General features: G+C 66.7%; 30 protein-coding genes. 4 read left to right on the top strand and 26 right to left on the bottom strand.

What is annotated here, in order from left to right; all coding sequences use genetic code 11:
• The first annotated feature begins 13 nt into the window (after positions 1–13).
• The gene (locus ACFPME_RS14165; protein WP_377306300.1) at positions 14–1021 is read left to right on the top strand and encodes a C13 family peptidase; all 1008 of its coding nucleotides are present in this window, start codon (positions 14–16) and stop codon (positions 1019–1021) included.
• A gap of 6 nt (positions 1022–1027) precedes the next feature.
• Here the strand turns inward: ACFPME_RS14165 and hisIE are convergent, their stop codons facing one another.
• The 15 genes from hisIE to gltX form a co-directional block, all read right to left on the bottom strand.
• The gene (gene hisIE / locus ACFPME_RS14170; RefSeq protein ID WP_377306301.1) at positions 1028–1657 is read right to left on the bottom strand and encodes a bifunctional phosphoribosyl-AMP cyclohydrolase/phosphoribosyl-ATP diphosphatase HisIE; all 630 of its coding nucleotides are present in this window, start codon (positions 1655–1657) and stop codon (positions 1028–1030) included.
• A 16-nt stretch (positions 1658–1673) separates the two neighbouring features.
• Positions 1674–2444: an imidazole glycerol phosphate synthase subunit HisF gene (gene hisF / locus ACFPME_RS14175; RefSeq protein WP_377306302.1), complete on the bottom strand. Its 771-nt coding sequence runs from the start codon at positions 2442–2444 to the stop codon at positions 1674–1676.
• Entirely contained in the window at positions 2438–3166 is a 729-nt protein-coding gene (hisA, locus tag ACFPME_RS14180; RefSeq protein ID WP_377306303.1) for a 1-(5-phosphoribosyl)-5-[(5-phosphoribosylamino)methylideneamino]imidazole-4-carboxamide isomerase, read from the bottom strand. The genes hisF and hisA overlap by 7 nt, the downstream gene beginning before the upstream one ends.
• Positions 3163–3753, bottom strand: a complete 591-nt coding sequence (gene hisH, locus ACFPME_RS14185) for an imidazole glycerol phosphate synthase subunit HisH (RefSeq protein WP_377306304.1) — start codon at positions 3751–3753, stop codon at positions 3163–3165. The genes hisA and hisH overlap by 4 nt, the downstream gene beginning before the upstream one ends.
• The gene (gene hisB / locus ACFPME_RS14190; protein ID WP_377306305.1) at positions 3753–4820 is read right to left on the bottom strand and encodes a bifunctional histidinol-phosphatase/imidazoleglycerol-phosphate dehydratase HisB; all 1068 of its coding nucleotides are present in this window, start codon (positions 4818–4820) and stop codon (positions 3753–3755) included. The genes hisH and hisB overlap by 1 nt, the downstream gene beginning before the upstream one ends.
• Complete coding sequence (gene hisC, locus ACFPME_RS14195; protein ID WP_377306306.1) at positions 4817–5908, bottom strand: histidinol-phosphate transaminase; 1092 nt, start codon at positions 5906–5908, stop codon at positions 4817–4819. Before hisC ends, hisB begins: the two co-directional genes overlap by 4 nt.
• Positions 5905–7212: a histidinol dehydrogenase gene (gene hisD / locus ACFPME_RS14200; RefSeq protein ID WP_377306307.1), complete on the bottom strand. Its 1308-nt coding sequence runs from the start codon at positions 7210–7212 to the stop codon at positions 5905–5907. Before hisD ends, hisC begins: the two co-directional genes overlap by 4 nt.
• Positions 7209–8102 (bottom strand): ATP phosphoribosyltransferase, encoded by an 894-nt coding sequence (gene hisG, locus ACFPME_RS14205; RefSeq protein WP_377306308.1) that lies wholly within the window; start codon positions 8100–8102, stop codon positions 7209–7211. The genes hisD and hisG overlap by 4 nt, the downstream gene beginning before the upstream one ends.
• Complete coding sequence (locus ACFPME_RS14210; protein WP_377306309.1) at positions 8099–8434, bottom strand: YerC/YecD family TrpR-related protein; 336 nt, start codon at positions 8432–8434, stop codon at positions 8099–8101. The genes hisG and ACFPME_RS14210 overlap by 4 nt, the downstream gene beginning before the upstream one ends.
• A 210-nt stretch (positions 8435–8644) precedes the next feature.
• Positions 8645–8806, bottom strand: coding sequence for a 30S ribosomal protein THX (locus ACFPME_RS14215; protein WP_113724308.1), 162 nt, complete (start codon positions 8804–8806; stop codon positions 8645–8647).
• 65 nt (positions 8807–8871) lie between these two features.
• Positions 8872–9816: a cation diffusion facilitator family transporter gene (locus tag ACFPME_RS14220; RefSeq protein ID WP_377306310.1), complete on the bottom strand. Its 945-nt coding sequence runs from the start codon at positions 9814–9816 to the stop codon at positions 8872–8874.
• 73 nt (positions 9817–9889) lie between these two features.
• The gene (locus ACFPME_RS14225; protein WP_377306311.1) at positions 9890–10324 is read right to left on the bottom strand and encodes a MerC domain-containing protein; all 435 of its coding nucleotides are present in this window, start codon (positions 10322–10324) and stop codon (positions 9890–9892) included.
• A 98-nt stretch (positions 10325–10422) separates the two neighbouring features.
• Entirely contained in the window at positions 10423–10908 is a 486-nt protein-coding gene (locus ACFPME_RS14230) for a transcriptional repressor (protein ID WP_377306312.1), read from the bottom strand.
• Between the two features lie 54 nt (positions 10909–10962).
• Positions 10963–11241, bottom strand: a complete 279-nt coding sequence (locus tag ACFPME_RS14235) for a hypothetical protein (protein WP_377306313.1) — start codon at positions 11239–11241, stop codon at positions 10963–10965.
• A gap of 33 nt (positions 11242–11274) precedes the next feature.
• Complete coding sequence (gltX, locus tag ACFPME_RS14240) at positions 11275–12675, bottom strand: glutamate--tRNA ligase (protein WP_377306314.1); 1401 nt, start codon at positions 12673–12675, stop codon at positions 11275–11277.
• Positions 12676–12734: 59 nt separating this feature from the next.
• Here gltX and ACFPME_RS14245 point away from each other — a divergent pair, with 59 nt between their 5' ends.
• Positions 12735–13517, top strand: a complete 783-nt coding sequence (locus ACFPME_RS14245) for a transporter (protein WP_377306315.1) — start codon at positions 12735–12737, stop codon at positions 13515–13517.
• Between the two features lie 16 nt (positions 13518–13533).
• On the opposite strand, the gene ACFPME_RS14250 is transcribed toward ACFPME_RS14245, so the two are convergent.
• A complete protein-coding gene (locus tag ACFPME_RS14250) occupies positions 13534–13968 on the bottom strand; it encodes a DUF4399 domain-containing protein (RefSeq protein ID WP_377306316.1) in 435 nt (144 codons plus the stop codon).
• 157 nt (positions 13969–14125) lie between these two features.
• On the opposite strand from ACFPME_RS14250, the gene ACFPME_RS14255 reads away from it, so the two are divergent.
• Positions 14126–15286: a glycosyltransferase family 4 protein gene (locus ACFPME_RS14255; protein WP_377306317.1), complete on the top strand. Its 1161-nt coding sequence runs from the start codon at positions 14126–14128 to the stop codon at positions 15284–15286.
• Positions 15255–15818 carry a phosphatase PAP2 family protein gene (locus tag ACFPME_RS14260; RefSeq protein WP_377306318.1) on the top strand — a complete coding sequence of 188 codons (564 nt, stop codon included), beginning with the start codon at positions 15255–15257 and terminating at the stop codon, positions 15816–15818. Before ACFPME_RS14255 ends, ACFPME_RS14260 begins: the two co-directional genes overlap by 32 nt.
• Before the next feature lie 336 nt (positions 15819–16154).
• On the opposite strand, the gene accD is transcribed toward ACFPME_RS14260, so the two are convergent.
• The 10 genes from accD to ACFPME_RS14310 form a co-directional block, all read right to left on the bottom strand.
• Complete coding sequence (gene accD / locus ACFPME_RS14265; protein WP_377306319.1) at positions 16155–17024, bottom strand: acetyl-CoA carboxylase, carboxyltransferase subunit beta; 870 nt, start codon at positions 17022–17024, stop codon at positions 16155–16157.
• Between the two features lie 51 nt (positions 17025–17075).
• Positions 17076–17876, bottom strand: a complete 801-nt coding sequence (trpA, locus tag ACFPME_RS14270) for a tryptophan synthase subunit alpha (protein WP_377306320.1) — start codon at positions 17874–17876, stop codon at positions 17076–17078.
• The gene (gene trpB / locus ACFPME_RS14275; RefSeq protein WP_377306321.1) at positions 17873–19084 is read right to left on the bottom strand and encodes a tryptophan synthase subunit beta; all 1212 of its coding nucleotides are present in this window, start codon (positions 19082–19084) and stop codon (positions 17873–17875) included. The genes trpA and trpB overlap by 4 nt, the downstream gene beginning before the upstream one ends.
• Positions 19085–19246: 162 nt before the next feature.
• On the bottom strand, positions 19247–20260 hold the full coding sequence (locus ACFPME_RS14280; protein ID WP_377306322.1) for a cupin-like domain-containing protein: 1014 nt from the start codon (positions 20258–20260) through the stop codon (positions 19247–19249).
• Entirely contained in the window at positions 20257–20880 is a 624-nt protein-coding gene (locus tag ACFPME_RS14285; RefSeq protein ID WP_377306323.1) for a phosphoribosylanthranilate isomerase, read from the bottom strand. The genes ACFPME_RS14280 and ACFPME_RS14285 overlap by 4 nt, the downstream gene beginning before the upstream one ends.
• A complete protein-coding gene (gene truA / locus ACFPME_RS14290; RefSeq protein ID WP_377306324.1) occupies positions 20877–21659 on the bottom strand; it encodes a tRNA pseudouridine(38-40) synthase TruA in 783 nt (260 codons plus the stop codon). Before truA ends, ACFPME_RS14285 begins: the two co-directional genes overlap by 4 nt.
• 104 nt (positions 21660–21763) lie before the next feature.
• Entirely contained in the window at positions 21764–24088 is a 2325-nt protein-coding gene (locus ACFPME_RS14295) for a motility hub landmark protein FimV (protein ID WP_377306325.1), read from the bottom strand.
• Between the two features lie 165 nt (positions 24089–24253).
• Positions 24254–24550, bottom strand: a complete 297-nt coding sequence (locus ACFPME_RS14300; protein ID WP_377306326.1) for a hypothetical protein — start codon at positions 24548–24550, stop codon at positions 24254–24256.
• A gap of 2 nt (positions 24551–24552) precedes the next feature.
• Positions 24553–25584 (bottom strand): aspartate-semialdehyde dehydrogenase, encoded by a 1032-nt coding sequence (locus ACFPME_RS14305; protein ID WP_377306327.1) that lies wholly within the window; start codon positions 25582–25584, stop codon positions 24553–24555.
• A gap of 35 nt (positions 25585–25619) precedes the next feature.
• On the bottom strand, positions 25620–26609 hold the full coding sequence (locus ACFPME_RS14310) for a 2-hydroxyacid dehydrogenase (RefSeq protein WP_377306328.1): 990 nt from the start codon (positions 26607–26609) through the stop codon (positions 25620–25622).
• Positions 26610–26626 lie beyond the last annotated feature (17 nt).

Raw genomic sequence — 26626 nt, forward strand, 5'->3', positions numbered from 1 at the left:
CGCACGGGCCCCCATGCGCAGCGTCCTGACCATCCTTCTCGCGTTCGCCGCCGGAGTGCTGCTGGCGACATGGTGGCCCGGTCCGCCGGCGATGCCATCGCGCGTTGGCCATCCCGCACCCGCACCCGCCAGCATGGACCCGGACGCGGCCCTGGACAGCGAGGCCGCTGTCGAAAGCTGGCCAAGCCAGGCTCCAACCCCGGAACAGGTGTTGTACGCGCAGCCGCGGATGATGCGCGACGCGCTGGCGCAACTCGGTCCCCGCGTGCCCGGCAAACCGAACCTGTACCTGCTCGCCTTCGCCGGCGATGGCGGCGAGGACGTGTTCCGCAATGAAGCCGAGTACGCCGCGCAACTGTTCGCGCAACGCTTCGGCGCCACTACCCATAGCCTGGTGCTGGGAAACAATCCGGCCAGCCTGACCAGCCGGCCGCTGGCCAGCTGGAGCAACCTGGAAACCGCGCTCGAAGGCCTGGGCAGGACGATGCACCGGGACCAGGACATCCTGCTGCTGTACATCACCAGCCATGGCGGCGAGGACCACAGCCTGCTGGTCGACATGGACCCGCTGCCGCTGGACCAGCTCGGCGCCAGCGACCTGGCCAGCATCCTGTCCAGGCATCCGTTCAAATGGAAGGTGGTCGTGGTCAACGCCTGCTATTCGGGCGGCTTCGTGCCGCCGCTGCGCGGCCCCGGCACCCTGGTGCTCACCGCCGCCCGCGGCGACCGCAGCTCGTTCGGCTGCGGCAGCGATTCGGACGTCACCTACTTCGGCAAGGCCTGGTTGGTCGACGCGCTGAACCACACCGACAATTTCGTCGAGGCATTCAAGCAGGCCAGCGGCCAGATCCGCCAGTGGGAGCGGCAGGACAAGTTGACGCCGTCGGAACCGCAGATCGACATCGGCAGCGGCATTGCGAAGCAACTCGCCCTGTGGCGCAAGGGGATCACACCTGGGCCGACGCTGCCATTCAAACCGGCGACACCCGCTGGCAATGCGCCCACCGCCACGCCTCGATAGATCGACTCAGCCACGCCCCGCATGCCGGTCGGCCAGCACGCGGGCGACATCGGCCAAGCCGAGCCCGCGCGCGCGCAGCGCCACGGCGAGATGGAACACCAGGTCCGCCGCCTCGCCGAGAAGCTCGGTATCGTCCTGCACCACGGCGGCCAACGCCGTCTCGACGCCTTCTTCGCCGACTTTCTGCGCGATCCGGCGCATGCCGCCTTCGAACAGCCTCGTGGTGTAGCTGCCTGCCGGCCGCTCGGCATGGCGCTGCGCGACCAGCGCGTCGAGTTCGGCGAGGAAGCCCAGCGGTGGCCGCACGGCTTCGCCGAAGCAGCTGGACGTGCCGAGGTGACAGGTCGGGCCATGCGGCTCGGCCTGGACCAGCAACGTGTCGGCGTCGCAGTCGATGCGGATCGACTTCAGCGCCAGCACGTGGCCCGAGCTCTCACCCTTGGTCCACAGCCGCTGCTTGCTGCGGCTGTGGAACGTGACCTTGCCGCTGGCCTGCGTCTGCGCCAGCGCCTCAGCATTCATGTAGCCGAGCATGAGTACCTCGCCGCTCTGCCAGTGCTGCACGATCGCCGGCAGCAGGCCATCGCCCTTGGTCCAGTCGAGGCGGCTGACATCGGTGACGGATTCGGTGGCCATGGCAGGCTCCAGGTGCTTAGAGACGAACGGCCACACCCTGGCCGCGCAGAAATTGCTTGAGTTGCGGTATCGCGATGGCGCCCGAATGGAACACGCTGGCCGCCAGTGCGCCGTCCATGTCGGCCTCGACGAAGGCATCGCGGAAATGCCGCGGCTCACCGGCGCCGCCGGAGGCGACCAGCGGCACATGGCAAACTGCGCGCGCCGCCGCCAGCTGCTCCAGGTCGTAGCCGCCGCGCACGCCGTCGCTGCCCATGCAGTTCAGCACGATCTCGCCGGCGCCGCGCCGTTGCGCCTCGACCATCCAGTCCACCGTGCGGCGCGGCAGGGCCTGCGCCTTCGCAGGGTCGCCGGTGTACTGGCGCACGCGCCATTCGCCGTCGGCATCGCGCAGCGAGTCGATGCCGACCACCACGCACTGCACGCCGAACGCGGCGGCCAGTTCGTCGATCAACCCGGGCCGTTCCAGCGCCGGCGAGTTCACCGAGATCTTGTCCGCGCCCGCATGCAGCACCGCGCGCGCCTCCTCGGCCGAGCGGATGCCGCCGGCCACGCAGAACGGAATGTCGATCACCCGGGCAACCTTCTCGACCCAGCCACGATCCACGCTGCGCCCCTCGGGGCTGGCGGTGATGTCGTAGAACACCAGCTCGTCGGCGCCTTCGTCACGGTAGCGCAGCGCGAGGTCGACGATCTCGCCCATCACCACGTGATCGCGGAAACGCACACCCTTGACCACCTTGCCGTCGCGCACGTCCAGGCAGGGAATGATCCGACGGCTCAGCATGCCAGCGCCTCCTCGACCGTGAAGCGGCCTTCCAGCAGCGCGCGACCGAGAATCACGCCGCGTGCGCCGGCTTCGCACGCCGCACGGATATCGTCCAGCGAACGCACGCCGCCGGAAGCCTGCACCGCCAGTTGCGGCACGCTGTCGGCGAGGTGGCGATAGAGACCGAGGTTGAAGCCGGCCAGCATGCCGTCGCGGTCGATGTCGGTGCACAGCAGATGACGGGCACCACGCGCGGCGTACCACGGCGCCAGCTCGTCCAGCGTACGCGCCTCGGTTTCGGTCCAGCCGGCGCTGGGCAAGGTCCAGCGGCCGTCGATGCGGCGCGTGTCGAGCGCGAGGGTCAATCGTTCGGCACCGTATGTGTCCAGCCAGCCGGCGACGAGTCCGGGATCGCGGATCGCCACGCTGCCCAGCACCGCGCGCTGCACGCCGGCATCGAACAGGCGCTGCAAGTCTGCCTCGTCGCGCACGCCACCACCGGCCTGGACCTGCATGCCGTCCGCGGCAATCGCCCTGATCACCGCGAGATTATCGAGCTGGCCCGAGCGTGCGCCATCCAGGTCGACGAGGTGCAGCCAGCGCGCACCGGCATCGGCATAACGCTGCGCCAGTTCGCGCGGATCGGCCGCATACGTGGTCTGCTGCGCGTAGTCGCCCTGCTTCAGGCGCACCACCTGGCCGCCGCGCAGGTCGATTGCGGGGATCACGTCGAAGTTCATAGTTCGAGGAAATTCCTGAGAAGCTTCGCGCCGACGGCAGCGGAACGCTCGGGATGGAATTGCATGCCGTAGTAGTTGTCGCGCGCGATCACGGCGGAAAACGCCCCACCGTAATCGCTGGTGACGAGGGTCCAGTCACTCGCCGGCACCGCATAACTGTGCACGAAGTACGCCTGCTCATCGTCGCCCAGCCCGGCCAGCAGGGGATGCGCCTGCTTCGCGCTCAAGCGGTTCCAGCCCATGTGCGGCACGCGCAAGCCGGGGGCTTCGGCGAAACGGCGCACCGGCAACGGAATCAGCCCGAGGCATTCGGTATCGCCCTCCTCCGAATGCGCGCACAACAGCTGCATGCCCAGGCAGACACCGAGCACCGGCTGGCTCAGCGAACGCAGCAGTTCGACCAGACCCAGCTCGCGCAGCCGTGCCATGCCGGGAGCAGCCGCGCCCACGCCGGGCAGGACCACCTTGTCGGCGGCGCGGATCGTCGCCGCGTCCGCGGTCAGCTCGGCATCCACACCCAGCCGCTGCAGCGCATAACGCACCGAGCCGATATTGGTGCCGCCGGCGTCGACCAGGACGACGTTCATTAAAGCGCACCCTTGGTGCTGGGCAGTTCGCTGCCCTCACGGCGAATCGCCTGGCGCAACGTGCGTGCCACCACCTTGAAGCAGGCCTCGACCATGTGGTGTGCGTTGTCGCCGCGCACGCTGAGATGCAGGTTTGCGCCCAGGCTCTCGCACAGCGAACGGAAGAAATGCGGCACCAGTTCGGTCGGCACCTCGCCCACGCGCTCGCGCGGGAAACAGCCCTCGAACACGAAGTACGGCCGGCCGGACAGGTCCAGCGCTGCGCTGGCCTGCGCTTCGTCCATCGGCAGGGTGAAGCCGTAGCGGCCGATGCCACGCTTGTCGCCGAGTGCCTGCCTCAAGGCGCCACCCAGCGCCAGCGCGCAGTCCTCGATGGTGTGGTGCTCGTCGATGTGGATGTCACCGTCGCATTGCAGCTCCAGCGCGAAGCCGCCGTGCTTGCCGATCTGCTCCAGCATGTGGTCGAAGAAACCCAACCCGGTATGCACCTTCGGCTCGGCCGCCCGATCCAGGTCGACGCTGACCGTGATGCGGGTTTCCTTCGTGTTGCGCATCGCTGTGGCCGTGCGCGGCGCGTCCAGCAGTTGGTGCGCCAGCACCTCCCAGTCGAGTCCGCGCGAGCCCACGCGAATACCGCGCACGCCGAGATTCGCGGCTAACTCCAGGTCCGTCTCGCGATCGCCCACCATCGCCGACGCCGCGCGGCTCCAACCATCGTCGGCGAGGTAGTGCCGCAGCAGGCCGATGCCGGGCTTGCGCGTGTCGAGGCCTTCGTGCGGGAAGCTGCGGTCGATCAGCACCTCGCGGAAGCAGATGCCTTGCGAGGCTAGGATGCGCAGCAGCAGTTCGTGCGGCCCGGTGAAATGCGGTTCGGGGAAACTGTCGGTGCCCAAGCCGTCCTGGTTCGTCACCATCACCAGTTCGTAGCCGGCCGCGACGAAGCGCTGCAGCGCGGCGATCACGCCCGGCAGCAGGGCCAGCTTCTCGTAGCTGTCGATCTGCTCGTCGGCCGGCTCCTCGATCAGGCAGCCGTCGCGATCGACAAAAAGTATCTTGCGCCTGTTCATGCCGATTCCCCGGCAACGCCCCGGCCATCCATGGCCGGAGTGTTCAATATGGCCAGCACCCGATCATTTTCCTCCGGCGTACCGATGGTGATGCGCAGCGCATCGCCAAGGTTTGGATACCGACGCACGTCGCGCACCACGATACCGGCCGCGAGCAGGCGCTGGTAAGCGGCGCCGGCATCGTCGAAGCGCACGGCAAGGAAGTTCGCCTGCGACGGCAACACTTCGCGCACCCCGGGTAACTGGCGCAGCGCCATCTGCATCCGCGCGCGCTGCCCGCGCACGATGCCGATGCGCTCGCGCGCGTTCGCCCGGCCCCAGCCGGACAGCGCCAGCAGCGCCGCATCCACGCACGGCAGCGGCAACGGGTACGGCGCCATGATCCGGCGCAGCAGCGCGATCACCTCGGCGTTCGCCAGCAAGCTGCCGATGCGCACGCCGGCCAGCGCCCAGGCCTTGGACAAGGTGCGCAGCACGGCAAGGTTGTCGTAGCGATCGATCAGGTCCGCCACACTGCCCGCGTCGCAGAACTCCACATAGGCCTCGTCCACCACCAGCAAGGCGCGACCGCTCAGTGCCTGCGCCAGCCGCTCGACCGCGGCGCGTGGCATCGGCTGGCCGGTGGGATTGTTCGGCGTGCAGACGAAGACCAGTTTCACCGCCGGAGTCAGTGCTGTCAGCACGGCATCTACATCCAGTGTGAAATCATTCGCCAGCGGCACCTCGACGACGCCAGCGTCCTGCACCCGCGCGCACACCTCGTACATGCCGAACGTCGGCGGCTGGATCAGGATCGCATCGCGGCCGGCGCGGCAGAACGCGCGCACCAGCAGGTCGATCGCCTCGTCGCTGCCGCGGCCGACCAGCAACTGTTCGCGCCGCACGCCATAGAGTGCAGCCAGCGCATCGACCAGCGCCGCGGGCTGCGGCTCGGGATAGCGATTGCAGCCGAGGCCGTCGTCGCCCACCGGGGCCCACGCCGACTCGTTCGCGTTGAGGAACACCTCGCCACCACTGGCCTCCATCCGCGCCGAGGAATACGGCTGCATCGCGCGGATTTCCGGCCGCGCCAGATCGAGCACGCTCATGACCTTGCCTCCAATGTTGCCAATCGCAAGGTCACCGCGCGGCGGTGCGCCTCCAGTTGTTCGGCCGCCGCCAGCGTCGCCGTGCACGGACCGATATTGCGCAAGCCTTCTTCGCTGACTTCCTGCACGCTGATCTGCTTCTGGTAGCTGGCCACCGACACCCCGCTGTAGCTGCGTGCGTAGCCGTAGGTCGGCAGCACATGGTTGCTGCCGCTGCAGTAGTCGCCCACCGATTCGGGCGTCCACTGGCCGAGGAAGATCGAGCCGGCGCTCTCGATGCCGTCGAGCAAGGCGCGCGGCGCGGCCACCTGCAGGATCAGGTGCTCGGGCGCATAGCGATTGCTTACTTCAACCGCCTGCGCCAGCGAGTCGACCGCAATCAGCCGGCTCTGCGCCAACACCTGGCGGGCGATCGCGCCGCGCGGCAATTCGGCGCACTGGCGTTCGACCTCGGCGGCCGCCTGATCCAGCAACTCGGTGGACGGGCTCAGCAGGATCACCTGCGAATCCGGCCCGTGCTCGGCCTGCGACAGCAGGTCGGCGGCGACGAACACGGGGTTCGCGCCGGCGTCGGCGATCACCAGCACTTCCGACGGACCGGCCGGCATGTCGATCGCGGCGCCGTCCGGATCGGACGACACCTGCAACTTCGCCTCGGTGACCCAGGCATTGCCGGGACCGAACAGCTTGTCGCACTTCGGCACGCTGGCGGTACCGTAGGCCATCGCGGCGATCGCCTGCGCGCCGCCCAGCTTGAACACCTTGTGCACGCCGGTAAGGCGCGCGGCATACAGCACCGCCTCGTCGCAGCGCCCATCCACGCGCGCCGGCGAGCACAACACCACCTCGCGGCAACCGGCGATATGCGCCGGCACGCCCAGCATCAGGGCGGTCGACGGCAGCGGCGCGCTGCCGGCCGGCACGTACAGGCCGACCCGGCTGATCGGGCGCAGCATGCGCTCCACCCGCACGCCGGGCGCGGTATCCACCGCCACCGGTTGCGGTGCCGCCGCACGATGGAACAGTTCGATGCGTGCGGCCGCTTCGCGGATCGCCGCCTTCAGGGCCGGATCGAGAAAAGCCTCGGCCGCCGCGAACTCGGCCTCGTCCACTTCGATCGCGTCCAGTGTGCAGCGGTCGTATTTCGCGCTGAGTTCGCGCAGTGCCGTGTCGCCGTGCTCGCGCACGGCGGCGATGATCCGCTCGACACCGCGGCGCAATTCATCCGCGCGCGACTGCGCGGGCCGCGCCAGCGCATCGCGGCGTGCCGCTTCGTCCAGTGCGTTCCAGTCCAGGCGTTTCATGCCAGCATTTTCTCCACCGGCAGCACGAACATCTCGCGCGCACCGGCCTTCTTGATCTCTTCCAGTTGCCGCCAGCTCACCTCGCCGGCGCACAACGCCTGCAACATCAGCTGATCCGGCTGGCCGGCCACCGCCAGCAGGGTCGGCTGCGGGCCGCCCGGCAGCAGGCGGGTGACCGCTTCCAGCGTGTGCCGCGAGGTCTGCAACAGCAGCAGGCGCGATTCGCGCACCTGGATCACCCCGTCCAGCCGCTTCAGCAGCAGCTCCAGCATGTCGCCGCGCTCGTCCACCGGCAGGGTCAGGGGGCCGGCCAGCACGGCCTCGCTTTCAAGCAGCACATCGGCTTCGCGCAACTGGTTCGCCACCAGGGTCCCACCGCTCTGCACCAGGTCGCAGATCGCGTCGGCGGTACCCAGCTTCGGCGCAATCTCGACCGAACCGGTCAGGGTCACCACGCCGGCATTCACGCCATGCGCGCGCAACCATTCGCCGAGCAGGCCCGGATAGGACGTGGCAATGCGCCGGCCCTCCAACTGCTGCGGTTCGTGATAATCCAGTTCCTGCGGCACCGCGATCGACAGCCGGCAACGGCCGAAACCGAGCGGTCGCAGTTCGGCCAGTGGCTCGGCCTCGCGTCCAGCGGTGAGCTGGAACTCGCTCAGTACGTTGCGCCCGACGATGCCGAGGTCGCACACCCCCTGCGCGATCAGGCTCGGAATGTCGTCGTCGCGCACCAGCAGCAGGTCGACCGGCTCGCCGTCGCCGAAGCAGAACAGCTTGTCGCGGCTTTGGCGGAAACTCAGCCCGCAACGATTGAGAAGGTCGAGTGCCGGCTCGGTGAGTCGGCCGGATTTCTGCATCGCGATGCGCAGTCGATCGCGGGCCTTCATGCCCTTGCCTTCTTGCCGGGAAGGCGACGGCGCGAGGCATGTGCCGCGGCCGCAAGATAGCCGCCGTTGCCCTGATTGAGATAGCGCGCCACCCGACCGATTGTGGTGATGCTCACCGCGGTGCGCTCGTGGATCTCCCGGTAGGACACGCCATCAAGCAGATACGGCACCACCCGCCAGCGATCCACCAGCACCTCCATTTCCGCCGGCGTGCACAGGTCGCGCAGGAACGCGGCCATCTCGCTGGCGTCCTTCAGGGACAACAATGCCTCGCACAGACTGAGCTCGGCGGACTCGTCAGGTGTCTCTGGATCCAGCGATCGACGTTTCATGATGTGTTAATGCATTAATACAATGGATCGCATCATACACAGGGTTCTGCATGGATACAAACCCGCCACGACGCAGCGGCATTTCACCTCGCGGCCTCACCGGTGATGCCGCCGTTGCGCGGCTTCGCCGCCGGCATCTGCCCGAGCGCGCCCACCAACAAAAACCCCCGCCGAGGCGGGGGTCTTGTGGAACCGGTCCGAGCTGGAAGCTCAGGCCGATTTCTTTTTCGGCGCAGCCTTCTTTGCAGCGACCGGCTTGGTCACGGTCGGCTTGGCGCCCACGACCGCCGGCGACACGGTGTGCGCACGGGTATTGCCATAGCTGCCGCGGTAGGTCTTGCCGCGACGGGTCTTGCGATCGCCCTTACCCATGGGAACTCCTTGAATCGTAGGATGAATGATCGGACATCATAGCAGGTTGGCCAGACCCGCCATAGTCAGGGGTGACCGTGGTCGGAGCAGTTCTGCGTCCGGTCCAGGCACTTGCCGGGGTCGATCTGCACCGTCGCGTGCTGGATGTGGAAGCGCTCCAGCAGCATCTGCTTGATCGCCTGCAAGGCTTGTGCGCTATCGGCGGCCTCGTACAGTTCGGCATGCAGGGTGGCCATGCGCGAACCCGACGCCAGCTGCCAGACATGCAGATGGTGGATGTCGCGGATCGAGGGATCGGCGCCACGCAACGACGCCTGCACCTGAGCGCTGTCCATGCCGTCGGGCACGCCTTCGAGCAGGATGTGCGCGGACAAGCGCAGCAGGCGCCAGGCGCTGTTGAGGATCAGCAGCGACACCAGCAGCGAGAGCAGCGGATCGGCCCACAGCCAGCCTAGCCAGCGGATCGCCAGCGCCGCCAGCACCGCGGCCAGCGAACCCAGCAGATCACCCAGCACATGCAGGCTCGCCCCGGCCAGGTTGACATCGTCATGCGCATGTCCGTGCAGCGTGCACAACACCAGCAGGTTCACCAGCAAGCCCACGACCGCCACCAGCAGCATCATTCCGGACAGGATGTGCGTCGGATGCAGCAACCGGCTGATCGCCTCATAGATGATCCAGCCGACCAGCAAGAACTGGCTCAGCGCATTGACGAAGCCGACCAGCACTTCCATGCGCCCGTAGCCGTAACTGCGTCGCGCATCCGCCGGCTTGGTAGCCATCCATGCACCCACTACCGCCAGCAGCAGGGCCAGCGCATCGACCATCATGTGACCGGCATCGGCCAGCAAGGCCAGCGAGCCGGACCACATGCCACCGACGACTTCGACAGCCATCATCGCGGTAGTCAGGACAAACGCGAACAGCAGCTTGCGACTGCGAGCATCGCCGGAATGGCCATGGTCGTGTGAATGCGAATGGTTGTGCTGGTCGGTGGCTGGCATGCTCATCCGCACATGCTAGGAACGGTGCTTGCCGTTACACAATCACCCGATACCCGGACGTGCCGCATGCGTGCAACCTTCAATGCGCGCATTGCGCGCCGTGCACGTGGTCGTCGCCGTGGCTGCTGTCCCGGCGCAGATTGACGAAATGCGCGCTGGCCAGCAACAGGCCGCCGCAGGTCACCAGCACGCTATGCAGCATCACCGAATAGCCTTCGGCAAAAGTGACGCCGAGCAACAGCAAGACCAGCCCCGGGACCGCAAGCAGCAACGGCAACGGACGCTGATGGCGGCGGAAGCCGCGGATCAGCGCCACCAGCGCCAACGCGCAGGCGAACAACACGAAGCCACGTTCGAAGCGTTGGTCGGCCAGAAACTCCAGCCCCACGACCGGCAACAGCACGAGCACGAAGGGCAGCAGCGCGCAATGGACCGCGCACAGGAACGAGGCTGTCGCACCGATGCGATCGGCCACTCGCCACGCGCGGGATTTGCTCGCCTGCTCGGAATCCATCAGTCTGCCCCGGCGGCGCCAGAGGTGGCGACTTTATGCCGTTGGCGATCATGTTACTTTATAACACTCGACGAAGCCACACCGGGAAAACGCGCTGTTCAGGCCTTGCTGCAATGCTTGCAGGTGCCGTGCACTTCCAGCGTCTGTGCCTGCGGCCGGAAGCCCAGCACCCGGGCCTGCGCCTCGATCAGCTCGGCCACCCGCTCATCGCAGACTTCCTGCGCACTTGAGCAGGTATCGCAGATCAGGAATGGAACCTGATGCGCCTCCGCCGGGTGATGGCAGGAGACGAATGCATTGATCGATTCCAGCTTGTGGATGAAACCGTTTTCCAGGAGGAAATCGAGCGCGCGATAGACCGTAGGCGGTGCAGCGTTGCCGTGCTTCTCGCGCAGCTGGTCAAGGAGGTCATACGCCTTGACCGGTTTGTGCGCGGCCGCGATGAGCTCCAACACTTCCTTGCGCAGCGGGGTCAGCCGCAGGCCGCGCTCTTCGCTGGCATGTTCCACCGCACGCACAAAGCCCCTGGCATCGTGGTGGTGCTTGGGGTGCGTATGCAGATTGTCGGTGGCGTCGTGGCTCAAGGGACATACCTCTCTTTGATCATACACCGCTGCCTTCTGGCGAGCCGGCGGGGCTCAACGGGGCAACGGCGGCGGCTTCGAGCGTGGCAGCTGGCGGGGCTTCAACAGGATCACGATCCAGCCGATCGGACCCAGCACCGCTGCCCACATGATGCCTTCCGGCAACCGGCCTCGCCAACGGCCCAGCAACGCGCCGACCGCCACGAACAACAGGTTCCACCAGAACATGGCTGCCCACGGCACCGTATTCAACAAGTTGAAGAAGACGTGCCAGAACGCCCCCGGCGCATCGAGGTCGATGCCCTGGGTAGCCCCGGCCAGCCATTCGTCCATGCCGACGTCAGTCCGTCAGCGACATGGTGAGAATCAACCGAGTGCCATGACGATCGCGTCATCGATGCGCTTGAGCGCTTCGACGCGGCCAGCCAGATAGATCGTGTGATCGATCGACGGCGAGACCTGCGTGCCGGTCATCGCCACCCGCAGCGGCTGGGCGATCTTGCCCATGCCCAGTGCGAGCGTGGCAGCCACCTGCTCGATCACCCGATGGATCGGCTCCGGCCGCCACTCGCACCCGGCCAGCAGCGGCTTCGCCGCCTCGAGCACGGCCACCGCGCTGTCGTTCTTCAGATGCTTGGCGACCGCCTTGTCATCCCATTCGGCAATCGGCGCATACCAGATCATGGCCTTCTCGACCATTTCCTTGAACGTATGCACGCGATCGCGCAACGCCACGATGACATCGGCCGGTGCCGGACCATGCGACGTGTCCACGCCCGCACGCGCCAGATGCCAGGCGAACTCCGGCGCCAGCGACTGCGGTTCGTCGGTCTTCAGGTAATGCTGATTGAGCCACGCCAGCTTTTCCGTATCGAAGCGCGAAGCGGCCTTGTTGACGTCGGCGATGTCGAACAGCGCGATCATCTCTTCGCGAGAGAATATCTCCTGGTCGCCATGCGACCAGCCAAGCCGCACCAGATAGTTGAGCAGCGCATGCGGCAGGTAGCCGTCGTCGCGATACTCCATCACGCTGACCGCACTGGTGCGCTTGGACAGCTTCTTGCCTTCCTTGTCGAGGATCATCGGCAGGTGCGCGAACTCCGGCACCTTGGCCCCCAGCGCGTGATAGATGTTGATCTGCCGCGGCGTGTTGTTGACATGGTCGTCGCCGCGGATAACTTCAGTGATGCCCATGTCGATATCGTCGACCACCACGGCGAAGTTGTAGGTCGGCCAGCCGTCGGAACGGAAGATCACCAGATCGTCCAGCTCGTTGTTCGCCCATTCGATGCGGCCCTTGACCTTGTCGTCGAACACCACCGAGCCTTCGCTCGGATTGCGGAATCGGATCACGCGATTGGGATCTTCACGAAAGGGCTCGTTGCGGTCGCGGTAGTAACCGTTGTAGCGCGGCTTCTCGCCCTTCGCCATCGCGGCCTCGCGCATGGCCTCGATCTCGGCCTTGCTTTCGTAGGCGTAGTACGCCTTGCCGGCAGCAACCAGTTCATCGGCTACCTGCTTGTAACGATCCAGCCGCCGGGTCTGGTAGAACGGACCTTCATCGGCATCCAGACCGAGCCAGTGCATGGCATCGAGAATCGCCTGCACTGCGGCATCGGTCGAGCGCTCGCGATCGGTATCCTCGATGCGCAGGATGAATTCGCCGCCGCGACGGCGCGATTCCAGCCAGCAGTAGAGTGCGGTGCGGGCGCCGCCGATATGCAGGAAACCGGTGGGGCTGGGAGCGAAGCGGGTGCGGACGGTCATGGGATCTTCAAAAGATGCGGGGGCAAGTCATGGATTTTAGCCGATACAGCAACCGAGCCATGGCGAAACCGGCGCGCCGCGTATCCCGCTCGCTTGTCGCGCTGCTGTGGGCCTGGTTCGGCGTCGCCCTGCCGGCACTGGCGGACAACCCCGGCTACGACCGCCCCGGCTATGGCTTCACGCCGCTCGCACTGGCTGCTGGTGAGATGACGATCGAACTGGGGCTGCCGGACTGGAGCCGCGACAGCGGAGGGGGTGCGGTCAGCTCGCAGTACAGCGCCGACAGCCTGCTGCGTCTCGGCATCGGCGGCCCGGTGGAGCTGCAACTGGGCAGTTCGCCATGGAATGATCTTCGACAAAGCGCCGATGGCATCCACTTCCGCAGCCGCGGCCACGGCGATACCCGGCTGGGCCTGAAACTCGCCCTGCCCTCGGCGGGCAAGGCCTTCAGCTGGGGCTTGCTGGGCAGTGTCGAATTCACCGATGGTGCGAAGGATTTCCGCAGCGACCAGCGGCAGTATCTGCTCGGCGCGCAGTTCAATCTGCAGGCGAACCAGCGCAACTCACTGGGCGCCTATTTAGAGGAAGTGCGCCGCGGCGGCCAGGACAGCACCACGATGGCATTCAGCGACAACTTCACGCTGACCCGAACCCTGACCCTCTACACAGAAGCCGCCTTGCTGCATTCGACGGGCCAGGCCAGCGGCACCGTTGCAGGCGCCGGGCTGACCTGGATGGTCAACCCGCGCGTGCAGTTCGATGCGGGTTTCGATCATCGCCTGGGCGGAACCGCTGCCGAGTGGCAGGGCAATCTTGGCGTATCGGTCTATCTCGGCCACTGACTTCCTTACGCGATTCTCACTTCACGTGGATGGTGATCTTCTTCGACACCACCGCCGGGTCGAACGGGACGTGATTGGCGTCACCCAGCTCCAGTTGCAAGGTGTGCATGCCAGGCTTGAGCGTGAGCGTGGTCTCGGTCTGACCACCGCCGAAGTGGATGTGGTTGTCGTCCTTGGCGATCGGCTGGCCGGCCAGTGGCAGCTGCTTCACGTCAACCAGCAGGTGATGGTGGCCTGTGTTTTCCTTGACCACGCCAGCAGGCGCCACACCCATGCCCTTGAGGCCGAAGCGCACGACCACGTGCTGCCCCACGGTGGCGCCGTCACTGGGTGAAACGATGTAGACCTCGGCGCCAGGGGCGGCCTTGGTGGCCGGCAGGGTAGAGGCGTCGGTGGCGATCGCGGTGCCGGCGAATGCGGTCAGTGCAAGAGCGAGCAGGATGGGCTTCATCAACAGTCTCCACTGGGACAAGGTCCCGCCAGTGTAGGCGCGCGCACGGTCCGAGGACCACCCATCGAACTTCCCGACGTCACTGCAACGTCACACACCCGCCATGCCGCCGCAACCCCTTCGGACCAAGCTGGGCCAAGCCAGCACGGGTAAGCTCATGCGCATCGGCATCGTCACCGAAACCTATCCCCCGGAAATCAATGGCGTCGCACTGACTGTGCACAGCCTGGCCGCCGGCCTGGCCAGCCGCGGCCATAGCGTGGATCTGATTCGGCCACGGCAAGCCGAACCCCATCACGATGAACCGGGCGTCGACGTGCTGCACATGCGCGGTGCCGCCCTGCCCCGCTACCCCGGCTTGCGCTTCGGCCTGCCGGCTGTTCGCGCGCTGCATCGGCATTGGTCGCGGCAGCGCCCCGAGGCCATCTACGTCGCCACCGAAGGTCCGTTGGGCTGGTCCGCGATGCGTGCTGCCAGGCGACTGGGTATCCCGCTTGTCAGCGGCTTTCATACCCGCTTCGACCATTACGCCGATCACTACGGCATGGGCCTGCTTGCGCCGTTGGTGCGCGGCTATCTGCGCCGCTTTCATCAGCGCGCAGCGGCGACCCTGGTGCCGACCGAAACATTTGCACGGGAGTTGCATGACATGGGCATATCCAATGCGCAGCTGTTGCGTCGCGCGGTTGATACGCAGCTCTTCCATCCGCGCCATCGCGATGACGATATGCGCGCCGCCTGGGGTGTCGATGCCGCCACGCCGGTAGTGCTTTACGTGGGGCGCCTGGCGCCCGAAAAGAATCTCGAACTGACGGTCCAGGCGTTCCGTGCCATCCAGCAACGTGTTCCCCGGGCGCGCTATGTCTGGGTGGGCGACGGTCCCGCACGCGCGGCGCTGGAAGCGGCGCATCCGGATTTCATCTTTGCTGGCGTGCAACGCGGCGCGATGCTGGCACGTCACTACGCCAGCGCCGACTTGTTCCTGTTCCCCAGCCTCAGCGAGACCTTTGGCAACGTAATCATCGAAGCCATGGCCGCTGGCCTGCCGGTGGTGGCGTATGCCGAAGGCGCCGCACGCGAACATCTCGTGGACGGCGTCAACGGCTACTGCATCGAATCGGGCAACGCGGAGGCATTCATCGACGCGGCGGCTCGCCTGGCCAGCAACCCGGGTCTGATCCGGCACATGGGCCGAGCAGCCCATGTCCAGATGGCAGGACTTTCGCCGGACGCGGTCATCCGCGATTTCGAAACCCTGCTGCGCGAGATGGCCCAGGAAAACCTGCATGAGCACGCAAGCCTCGCCGTCCACGCCTGAGCTTTCGCCCGGACCACGGTTCGCCCTGGACGGCCGTGTCTGCGTGCTGGCCAATCGCTGGGGAACCCGTCGACTGGTCGGCCTGTTTTTCGGTGTCATCAGCCGACTCGGCGATGGCATGTTCTGGTACGCGCTGATGACGGTCATGGCGTTGCTCGGCGGCCACCGCGGGCTGCTCGCTGCCGTGCACATGGCCGCCACCGGACTCGCCGCGCTGCTGCTCTATCGTCTGCTCAAGCGCTGGACGCGCCGCCCGCGCCCCTATCGCGTCTGCCCCGGCGTGACCGCCCACGTGCCGCCACTGGATGAATTCAGTTTCCCCTCGGGTCATACCCTGCAGGCAGTAAGCTTCAGCATCGTGGCGCTGGCGTGGTATCCATCGCTCGCTCCGCTGCTGCTGCCCTTCACCACCCTGGTCGCCGCCTCGCGGGTGATCCTGGGGTTGCACTATCCCAGTGACGTAGCGGCAGCGATCGCCATCGGCAGCGGCCTTGGTACGGCGTCGCTGTGGCTCGCCTCGTCGCCGATTTGAGTTGCCGACTCCGGGACAGCCTTGGGCAGCGTCTGCGCACGCCGTCACAAGCCCCTTTGCGGTCAGTCAGATAGCCCACTTGTCCACAGGCCTTACCGGCCGTACTCCACAACGACTGTGGAAAAGTCCAAGGTGTCGACGACGATCAGGTTCGCGCACGGACGAAATCGTCGTGCGCAATCCATGACCAGCGCGTAGCAAGTACCTGATGGGCAAGCCGCAAACGGGGCTTGTCCACAGGCTTTACCGGAACGCTTCCACAACTGCTGTGGAAAACTCTCCGATGAAAACAACGATGCCGCCTCACGGCGGCATCGTTTCGCTGCAAAGCCCAGATCAGGCAGCGCGCGACGTCTTCATCAGGATGCCCAACAGGTCGGCCAGTTTGTCGCGCATCTCGCGGCGATCGACGATCAGGTCGATCGCCCCGTGGTCGACCAGGAACTCCGAACGCTGGAAGCCTTCAGGCAGGGTCTCGCGCACGGTCTGCTCGATCACCCGGGGGCCGGCAAAGCCGATCAGCGCCTTCGGCTCGCCGATATTGATATCGCCCAGCATCGCCAGGCTGGCGGATACGCCACCGGTAGTCGGGTTGGTCAGCACGCTGATGTACGGCACGCCGGCATCGCGCAGGCGCGCCAGCGCGGCCGAGGTCTTGGCCATCTGCATCAACGAGAACAATGCCTCCTGCATGCGCGCGCCGCCGGTGGCGGAGAAGCACACCAGGGCGCTCCTGTCGGCCAGCGCGCGCTCGGCGGCACGCGCGAACTTCTCGCCGACCACCGAGCCCATCGAGCCACCCATGTAGGCGAACTCGAACGCCACCGCCATCAGCGGGCGGCCCTTGAGCTTGCCGCTCATGGCGACCATCGCGTCCTTCTCGCCAAGCTTCTTCTGGGTTGCGGTGATGCGGTCGCGGTACTTCTTCGTATCACGGAATTTCAATGGGTCGGTGGGCTCCAGGCTGGCCCACAGCTCCTGCGCGGAGCCCTCGTCGAGCAGCGCGTCGAGCCGCACGCGCGCGCTGATGTAGTGATGATGACCGCACTTCGGACAGACCATCAGGTTGCGCTCGAGCTCCGGCTTGTACAGCACGGTGCCGCAACCGCCGCACTTCTCCCACACACCCTCGGGTACCGAGCCCTTGCCGCCGTTCGGATTTTGCGGGCGGGTGCGCGGATTCATGATTTTCTGCAGCCAATTCATCGCATCATCCTGACTGTTCGTGAGTACGCCACCTTCAGGCAGCACGTGTTCTCAATGCGCGTCGAGCGCGGCGCGGATCGGCGCGAGAAACCCGCGTACCCGCACGATCATGTCCTCGGCTTCCGTTGCCCCGGCCAAGCGCTCCACCAGCGCGCTGCCGATGACCACCGCATCGGCGAAACCGGCAATCGCCTTCGCACTCGCCGCATCGCGGATGCCAAAGCCCACCGCCACCGGCGCCTTGGCGCGACCCCGGATATCAGCCACTCGTGCAGCGATGTCGCCGGTGCTCAAGTGTGCCGCGCCGGTGATGCCGGCAAACGAAACATAGTACAGGAAACCTTCGGCCGCCCCGCACAGCTGCGCCAGACGTGCAGGTGCGGTAGTCGGCGCGGCGAGCAGGATCTGCTGCAAGCCCGCCTCGCGCAGCGGCTGCAGGACCGCGGCTTCCTCCAGCGGGCAATCGACCAGCAGGACGCCGTCGACGCCGGCGTGCACGGCTTCCCGCGCAAAGCGCGCATAGCCGTGGGTCTCGACCGGATTCAGGTAACCCATCAACACGATCGGTGTATCCGCATCGCGCTGGCGAAACGCGGCAACCCAGCCGAGCACTTCATTGAGCCCCACGCCTTTCGCGATCGCCCGCTCGCTGGCGTGCTGGATCACAGGGCCGTCGGCCATCGGATCGGAAAACGGCACGCCCAGCTCGATCAGGTCGGCGCCGGCATCGACCAGCGCGTGCATCAGCGCCACCATGTGCTGCGGTGACGGATCGCCAGCCGTGACGAACGGAATCAGTCCGGTGCGGCCGGCCGCTTTCAGGTCGGCGAAGCGACGGTCGATCCGGCTCATACCTCGACCCCTTCGCGCGCGGCAATCGTGTGCACGTCCTTGTCGCCGCGACCGGAGAGGTTGCACAACACGATGCCGTCCTTCGGCATGCCGCGCGCCAGCTTGATCGCCTGCGCTACGGCATGGCTGGATTCCAGCGCGGCCAGGATGCCCTCGGTGCGCGCCAGCAAATGAAAGGCCTCCATCGCCTCGTCGTCCGTCACGCCCACATATTCGGCGCGCCCGGCATCCTTGAGGAACGCGTGCTCGGGGCCGACACCCGGATAGTCGAGGCCGGCGGAGATGGAATGCGTTTCGGTGATCTGGCCATTGTCGTCGCACAGCACGTAGGTGCGGTTGCCGTGCAGCACGCCGGGCCGGCCGGCGGCCAGCGAGGCGGCGTGATGCCCCGTCGCGATGCCCTCGCCCGCCGCCTCGGCGCCGACGATGCGCACATCGGCGTCATTGAGGAACGCATGGAACAGGCCGATCGCGTTGGAGCCGCCGCCAACACACGCGGTCAGCACGTCGGGCAGGCGGCCATATTCCTCCAGCATCTGCGCGCGCGCCTCGCGCCCCACGATGGCGTTGAAGTCGCGCACCATCAGCGGATACGGGTGCGGGCCGGCCACCGTGCCGATGATGTAGAAGGTGTCGGCGACGTTGGTGACCCAGTCGCGCATCGCCTCGTTCAGCGCATCCTTCAGCGTCTTCGAGCCGGAGGTGACCGGCACCACCTCGGCGCCGAGCAGCTTCATGCGGTAGACGTTGATCTTCTGCCGCTCGATGTCCACCGCGCCCATATAGACCACGCACCTCAGGCCCAGTCGCGCAGCCACCGTGGCACTGGCCACGCCATGCTGTCCGGCGCCGGTCTCGGCGATGATGCGCGGCTTGCCCATGCGTTTGGCGACCAGCGCCTGGCCGACCGTATTGTTGATCTTGTGCGCGCCGGTGTGGTTCAGGTCCTCGCGCTTGAACAGGATGCGTGCGCCGCCGACGTGCTTCGACAGCCGCTCGGCGTGATAGATCGGGCTGGGCCGGCCGACGTAATGCTTCAGGTCGCGATCGAGTTCGGCGATGAATTGCGGATCATCGCGGAGGCGGAGGTACGCTTCGGTCAGTTCGGCCAGTGGTGCCATCAGGGTCTCGGCAACGTAGCTGCCGCCGTAGTTGCCGAAGCGGCCCTGTGCATCGGGGTAGTCGTTGAAATCCACGATCTTGCTCATGCTCTCGTTCGATCCGGAAGGCAGGCACGGCGGGGTTGCGCTCCTGCAAAAAACGTATGCCGCACTGCGGCAAGCAGCCATCTTAGCGGCATCCCGGCGTCGGGGAAATCATGATCCGAGCCTACAGGGCCACTCACGCAACGACATCGCCGGCGCGCACCCTCACAGATAGCGCCGAATGGTCTCCCGCAGTTTCGCGACCATTTCGGGAGTGAGCGTGCCGAGCATGCCGCGACGCCCGGCAGGAATGTGCGCGGCGGGATCCGCCCCGTCAAAGACATAGTGATCCAGCAGTCCTTTCCAGGCGGCGCGCTCCGCCGGCGGCAGCGACCTGAACGTGAGGATGCAATGCAGCAGGCATCCCATCGCGGTTTCCGGCGCATAACCGGCGGCCGGCATGGGCTTCCACCAGTAGTTCACCAGCGCATTGATCCGTTGAAGCGACTCGACGTGATGCCACCACATCGGTGGAATGTAGATCGCGTCGCCCGGCTGCAACTCGGCCACCTGCGCCTGGGCCAGCGCCAGCTTCAGTCGCGGGAACCGTTGGTCGTCGGGGCGGTCGAGCCGGGCGATGCTGATGGCGGCGCCGGTCGGCGCGAAATCCAGTGGCCCCACATACAGGTTGGGGGCCTGGTCGGGCGCAAAAAGCGTAAAGCGCCTCACGCCGCAAACCACGCAGGCAACATTGCGGTATTCGTCGAAGTGGGCAGGGGTGGTCACCTTGTTCCCGATCCATATGCGCGGCTGGATGACGGGATCGAGAAACGGGATGACGTGGTTGTCCAGCAGTCCGGGCAGGCACGCGGAAACCGGTGCACTCTGCATCGCCAGCCCAGGCGGATTATCCTGGCGGCTGTACTGCGCCAGCCGTTTCAGGCCTTGGGTGATCGAGACGCGGTGGTGCTCGTAATTGAACCCGTCGAAACCGGCGTTGTAGCCGATGACGCCGTCTTCCCCGGGCGACATCAGCAGCGCGTCAACCTCGGTGCCGTTGTCGAGCGCGGCCAGCCCGCGGGCAAACGCGGTATCCGACTGGGCGGCGAGTTTCACCAGCGGCCAGTCCCGGCACAGGCCGCGGATCACCAGTGGCCGATCGCGACCGACGATGTCGGCAAGCCCGATGGGCTGGCTCGCATCGTCGTACTCCTCGATCGCGGACGGCGTACTCGTCATGCCGCGTCCGTCGCCCGCACGGCATGGATGAAAGCTGCGAGCTTGTCCGGATCCTTGATGCCGGGTGCCGACTCGACCCCGCTGGCCACGTCCACCGCCCATGGGCGTATCGCGCGCACCGCGTCGGCGACGTTTTCCGGACTCAGGCCACCGGCCAGCATGACCGGCTGTGCCAGCCCCGCAGGCAGCAGCGACCAGTCGAAGGCCTTTCCGCTGCCGCCCGCTTCGCCGTAACCATGGCCATCGAGCAGCAGACCAGCGGCATGCGGATAATCGCGCAGTCGCGGCAACGCGGCGGCACCCTCGCCCATCGCGATGGCTTTCATGAATGGACGGCCAAACTGCACGCACCAGGCGTCTTTCTCGCTGCCGTGGAACTGCAGCAGGTCCGGCCGCACTTCCTCAAGAACCTGCCGCACCAGACTGGCCTCGTCGTCCATGAACAACGCGACCGTGCTGACAAGCGGCGGCAGCGCCGCGACGATCTCCCGCGCCCGCTCAATCGTCACCTGACGTTTGCTGCGCGCGGTGAACACCAGCCCGATGGCGTCGGCGCCGAGGTGCGCAGCGAGCAGTGCGTCCTCCACGCGGGTCATGCCGCAGCATTTGATGCGGGTCATGGGTCGGCCCCGGGCAGGCAGACGTCCTGCGGCAGACCCCAGTGCGCCTCGTAGCGCGGCCCGACGAAGGTCAGGCCCGAAGCCGCTGCCGTCGGGCCAGCCACCTGGCGATCGCAACCGGCCAGCAACTCGGCCATCCATTCGACGGATTGTTCGTGACGGCCGATCATCAGCAGGGAGCCGACGATATTGCGCACCATGTGATGCAGGAAAGCATTTGCCTCGACGTCGACGAAGACCTGTTCGCCCTCGCGCCGCACGCTCACCGCGAGAATCGTGCGGCGCGGGTGCGCAGCCTGGCACGACAACGCACGGAACGCGCTGAAGTCGTGCTCGCCAAGCAACGCCTGCGCAGCCGTATGCATGCGCTCGGCATCCAGCGGCAGGCGCTCCCAGGTCACGTAGCGTGCGTCCAGTGCCGCGCGCACGGGGCGGTTGAGGATGCGGTAACGATAGCGCCGACTGCGCGCCGCATAGCGCGCGTGGAAGCTCTCCAGTACCGGACGCGCCCACAGTACCGCCACGCTGGCAGGCAAGTTGGAACAGGCGCCGAGAATCCAGCCGCGCATGTCGCGGCGCGCCTCCGTGTCGAAGTGCACGACCTGGCAGCGGCCATGCACCCCGGCGTCCGTGCGCCCGGCACAGCTGACCTCGACCGGATGCGCGGCGACCCGTGACAACGCCTGCTCCAGCTTGGCCTGCACGCTGGGGCCCTGCGTCAGCCGCTGCCAGCCGAAGAAATCGGTGCCGTCGTATTCGATGCCCAGGGCGATACGCATGAAGTGGTGCAAAAGCTCGATGAAAGATGACGAAGATTAGCAGCCTGCAACGAAGTCGGGCCGGCAAGGCCGGCCCGACTTCGTTGCAGGCTGAGTCACGCCGATCAGTGCAGATTGTCCAGCAGGCGCTTGGCGGTGTCCCGCTGCATCTGGCTGCCTTCCTTCATCACCTCGCCCAGCATGGCGCGCGCGCCGTCGGCATCGCCCATGTCGAGATAGGCGCGGGCAAGGTCGAGCTTGGTGTCGATCGGATCATCGTTGAATTCTTCGACATCGTGCCCGTCAGCCGGGTGCATGCTTTCCGCATCGTCGAAATGCCAGCTTGTTTCGGTGGCAGGTGGCGCCTTGGCCTCCGCCGCTGCGGCCAGCGGTGCCACGACGGTGGCATCGTCCGCCGCCGGTGGCAGATGCGGCGGCTCGGCGCCCGTCGGCTTGGTGAGGTCGAAATTGAAGTTGTACTCGCTGACCTTCTTGGGCGCACCCGGCGGCAGCGGCGGCATCGCCGACACCGCGGTGGGCGCATCACGCTCGTCCGCATAGTCGTCGATGTCGAATTCGCGATGGGCTTCGGCCTCATCGTGCACCGGCGGCTCGGCGTGGTGATCGAACAGCGGATGGCCGGGCACCAGATCCTCGCCCATGTGCATCACGTCCTGCCACTCGTCCTGCTGCGGGTCGGTGATGTGGGCATGCATCGCTTCGGCAGCCGCCTCGAAGTGCTCAACATCGCGCCGCGAGTAGTACAGCGTGACCAGCTCCAGATGCAGCCCGATGTCGTCCGGATGCTCGGCCAGCTGGTCCAGCAGCTCCTCCTGATCGACATCCTCGCCGTCGATCAGATCCTTCCCCGCCGACGGCGCCGAGCCAAAGCGATCGGCCAGCGAGGAAGCGCTCTTCGACGACCCGGCAGCCGGCTTGCGGCGACGGCCGAGCAGCGCCAGCAACACCAGCAGCGCGATCGCTGCGGCACCCGCGCCCCAGGCCCACGTCTGCATGTACCAGGGCTGTTCGTCTGCCGCGGCCGCCGCGGCCCCGGTGACCGGCTTGGCAACAGGTTTGGCCCGCGCCGGGGCCACTGCAGCGGCGCCCGGCGCCGACGTGCTGGCCGCGGAAGCGATGCTGGAGGCTGCCGCAGGAGTGGTAGTGGCGACGACGCTGGAAGTTGCGCCGGCAGGCGTCGGATTCGCCATGGCCACGGTGCTGGCCGTGGCGGTTTCCATGCGGGTTTCCGCTGCAGCGGGCTTCTGCGCGCTGGCGGCCGAGGACGGGGCCGGCGCAGCTGCCGGCGTGACCGCCGGAAGGCCGGCGGATTTGCGCGCCGCAGCCAGCTTGGCCTGCAGGTCGGCGATCTCGCTGTCCTTCAGCGACAGCAGGTGTTCGTTCTTGCTGTTGATGTCCGCCATATCCTTCAGGCGGGTCTTCAGCTCGGTACTCTGCTGCTGCAGGCTGGCCAGGCTTTCCTGGTTGCGCAGCAGATCCTGGCGGAGGCCGGCGGCGGCCTTGTCATCCTTGCTGGCGGCGCTACTGCCCGGACCGCCTGCGTTCTTGCTGTCCTTCGCCTGCACCAGGGCTAGCCGATCACCAGCGCCGCTGGCCGTGCCGCTGGGCGCACTGGAAGCGGATGCTCGAGTTGCCGTATCGGCCACGACCGCGGGCGTGCCGGGAGTTCCGGCGCGCCAGTCGCTGTTCTGCCGGCGCACTTCGGCCATCGCCGCGGCGATGGTCATGGCCTGCGCTTCGGCGGAGGTCGGCACACGGAGAATCGCACCGCTCTTCAGCGCGTTGATGTTGTCGCGGTAGAACGCGTCCGGGTTGGCCTGCTTCAACGCCAGCATCATCTGCCGGGCGTCCACCCCGGCCGGTGCGGCGCTGCGGGCGATCGATGACAGGGTCTGGCCCCGCGCAACCGGACCGTACTGGCCGTTGCTGATCGGCGCAGCCCTGGGAGCCGCGGCGACGCGCGGCGTTGCCGGCTGCGATGGTGCTGGCCGCACTGGCGCCGCCGGCCGCTGCGCCGGCGCGGCGGCGACGGCCGCTGCGCTGGCCGGGTCAAGCAGGATGGCGAACTCGCGCACGCTCCTGCCGGCGTTGCTGTTCACTTCGAGCAGCAGGTCGAGATAGGGATCGTCCACCGGCTCACTGCTGGTGATGCGAATGACCCTTCCGCCAGCGGCGTTGGCCACGCTGAAATGCAGGGGAATGACCGTGCGTCCGCCGACGATGCCGGCGCGGGCAAATTCCTCGCTGGAGGCCAGCCGGACGGTGAGATTCTGCAGTTCCGCCGGGTTGGCCGGATGCACGGGAATTTCCGCCAGCAGGGGCTGCCCCAGCGCCGACTTGACCTGGATCTGGCCAAGATCCAATGCGATGGCCTGGCTGGTACCCAGTGCCAGTGCCATCAGCATCGACAACTTCAACGAACGATTCATGCGTGTTCCCCCGAACGATCCTGGCGCAACTCTTGTGATGTCGCCGCCGTGGCGGCTACAGCGGCAAACGAAGTGCCACTTTAGTTATATGCAGGCCAATCAACAATAGCTGCGGCGAATACTTGCAATGCATTGCTGCGGTGTGTTCTCACCGCAACAGCGGTTTCAATGCCGGTCAGCCGGTGCCGCAACCTGCAGCTCGTGCAGCTGTTTCTGAAGTTCGGCGATGGCCTGATCCTGCTGCTGCAAGCGCCTGCTGGCCTGCTTGCTGTCCGACTCCTGCCTGGCCAGATCCCGCTCCAGCCGTCGTACCTCGGCCCGGTGCCTGGCGACGCTTTGATGGAGCGCGGACGGCAATGGTGCCGCCGACACGACGCGCTCCGGCTCCGACGGGCCAGGGCGAGCCCAGACCGCCGAGGCCACGATAAAGCCAGCCAAACCGATGAGTTGCAGACAGCGCATCGTCAGAGATAGTCCTCGATCAACAGTTCGGCGATCTGCACGGCATTCAACGCCGCGCCCTTGCGGATGTTGTCCGACACGATCCACAGGTCGAGTCCGCGTTCGTGGGAGATGTCCTCGCGAATGCGCCCGACGTACACCGCATCGGTGCCGGCCGCCTCGCCCACCGGGGTCGGATAGCCGCCCGCCTTGCGCTCGTCCACCAGCACCACGCCCGGAGCCTGCCGCAGCAGTTCGCGGGCCTGTTCGGCGGTGATCTTGTCGCTGGTTTCGATGTGCACGGCCTCGGAGTGGCCATAGAACACCGGCACGCGCACCGCGGTCGGATTGACCTGGATCGACTCGTCCTCGAGGATCTTGCGGGTTTCCCACACCAGCTTCATCTCTTCTTTCGTGTAGCCGTTCGGCTGGAAGTCATCGATCTGCGGAATCACATTGAACGCGATCTGCGCGGGAAATTTCTTGCCCGGCTCCACGCTTTGGAAGTTCAGCAGTGCCGCGGTCTGCCTGCCGAGTTCCTCCATGCCGGTGCGGCCAGCACCGGATACCGACTGGTAAGTGGCCACATTGATCCGCTCGATCTGCACCGCCCGATGGATCGGCGCCAGCGCCACCAGCATCTGCATGGTCGAGCAGTTGGGATTCGCGATGATGCCGCGGTTGGTGTATTGCGCGATCGCGTGCGGATTGACCTCGCTGATCACCAGCGGAATGTCGTCCTGGTAACGGAACTCCGAGGTGTTGTCGATCACCACCGCACCGGCCGCCGCTGCACGCGGCGCGTGCTCGCGGCTGACCGAGCCGCCGGCCGAGAAGAACGCGATGTCGACGCCCTCGAAGTCATAGGTGTCCAGCAACTGCACCGCGACCTCCTGGCCGGCGAACGTGACCTTCCCTCCGGCCGAGCGCTCGCTGGCCAGCGGCACCAGCTCGCTGACCGGGAAATCTCGCTCGGCGAGGATGGCCAGCAACGCCTCCCCGACGGCGCCGGTGGCGCCGACCATGGCGACTTTGTAACTGCTCTTCTGACTCATGGGGTGATTTGCTCAGGGATGGGGGATCGTGCCGCTCACAGCACGTTCGGGTTGAGGATATTGGGGGGGCGCCCGGCATGCGGGCCGTGGCCGAACATGGCCAGGACATTGTCGACCGCCACCGAGGTCATGGCGCGGCGCGTTTCGGTCGTGGCACTGGCGATATGCGGGCTCAGCACGACGTTGTCCAGTGCGAGCAGGCCCGGATGCACCGTCGGTTCGCCCTCGAACACATCCAGCCCGGCACCGGCCAGGCGCCGCTCGCGCAGCGCCACGGCCAGCGCGGCGTCGTCCACGATGCCGCCGCGGGCCACGTTCAGCAAAATGGCGGTCGGCTTCATGAGCGCCAGCTCGGGCGCACCGATCGCGTGCCGGGTCTGGGTGGTCAATGGCAGCACCAGGATCAGGAAATCGGACTCGCGCAACAGCTGCTGCTTGTCGACGTAGCGCGCGTTGCAGGCGCGTTCGGTTGCCGCAGGCAGCGGCGAGCGGTTGTGGTACAGCACCGGCATGCCGAAGCCGACCGCACGGCGCGCGATGGCCTGGCCGATGCGCCCCATGCCGAGAATGCCCAGCGTGCGACCACGCACGTCCATGCCCAGCCACGCCTTGAACTCGGTGGCATGCCAGTGTCCCGCACGCAGCCAGCGTTCGGCCGCGCCCATTCGCCGCGCCACGCCCAGCATCAGCGCCCATGCGTAGTCGGCGACGCTCTCGTTGAGCACGTCGGCGGTATTGGAGACGGCGATGCCCGCAGCGCTCAGCGCATCCAGATCGAGGTTGTCGTAGCCGACGCTGAGGTTGGCGACGATGCGCAGCCGTGTCGCGCCGGCGATTTCCGCCGCGCCGATGCGCTCCTTCAAACCGACGATCGCGGCATCCTGCCCGGCCAGCCTGGCCGTAAGTTCGCCACGGCTGAACGACACTTCGTCCGGCTCGGCCGTCACCTCGAAGTGAGGTTCGAGCCGGGCAACGATGCCGGGAAAGGTGGGCCGGGAAATCCAGACGCGCGGTTTGTCATTCATCGGCAGGGTTTCGCTGG

The sequence above is a fragment of the Rhodanobacter umsongensis genome, from assembly GCF_042654965.1.
Taxonomy (GTDB): domain Bacteria; phylum Pseudomonadota; class Gammaproteobacteria; order Xanthomonadales; family Rhodanobacteraceae; genus Rhodanobacter; species Rhodanobacter umsongensis.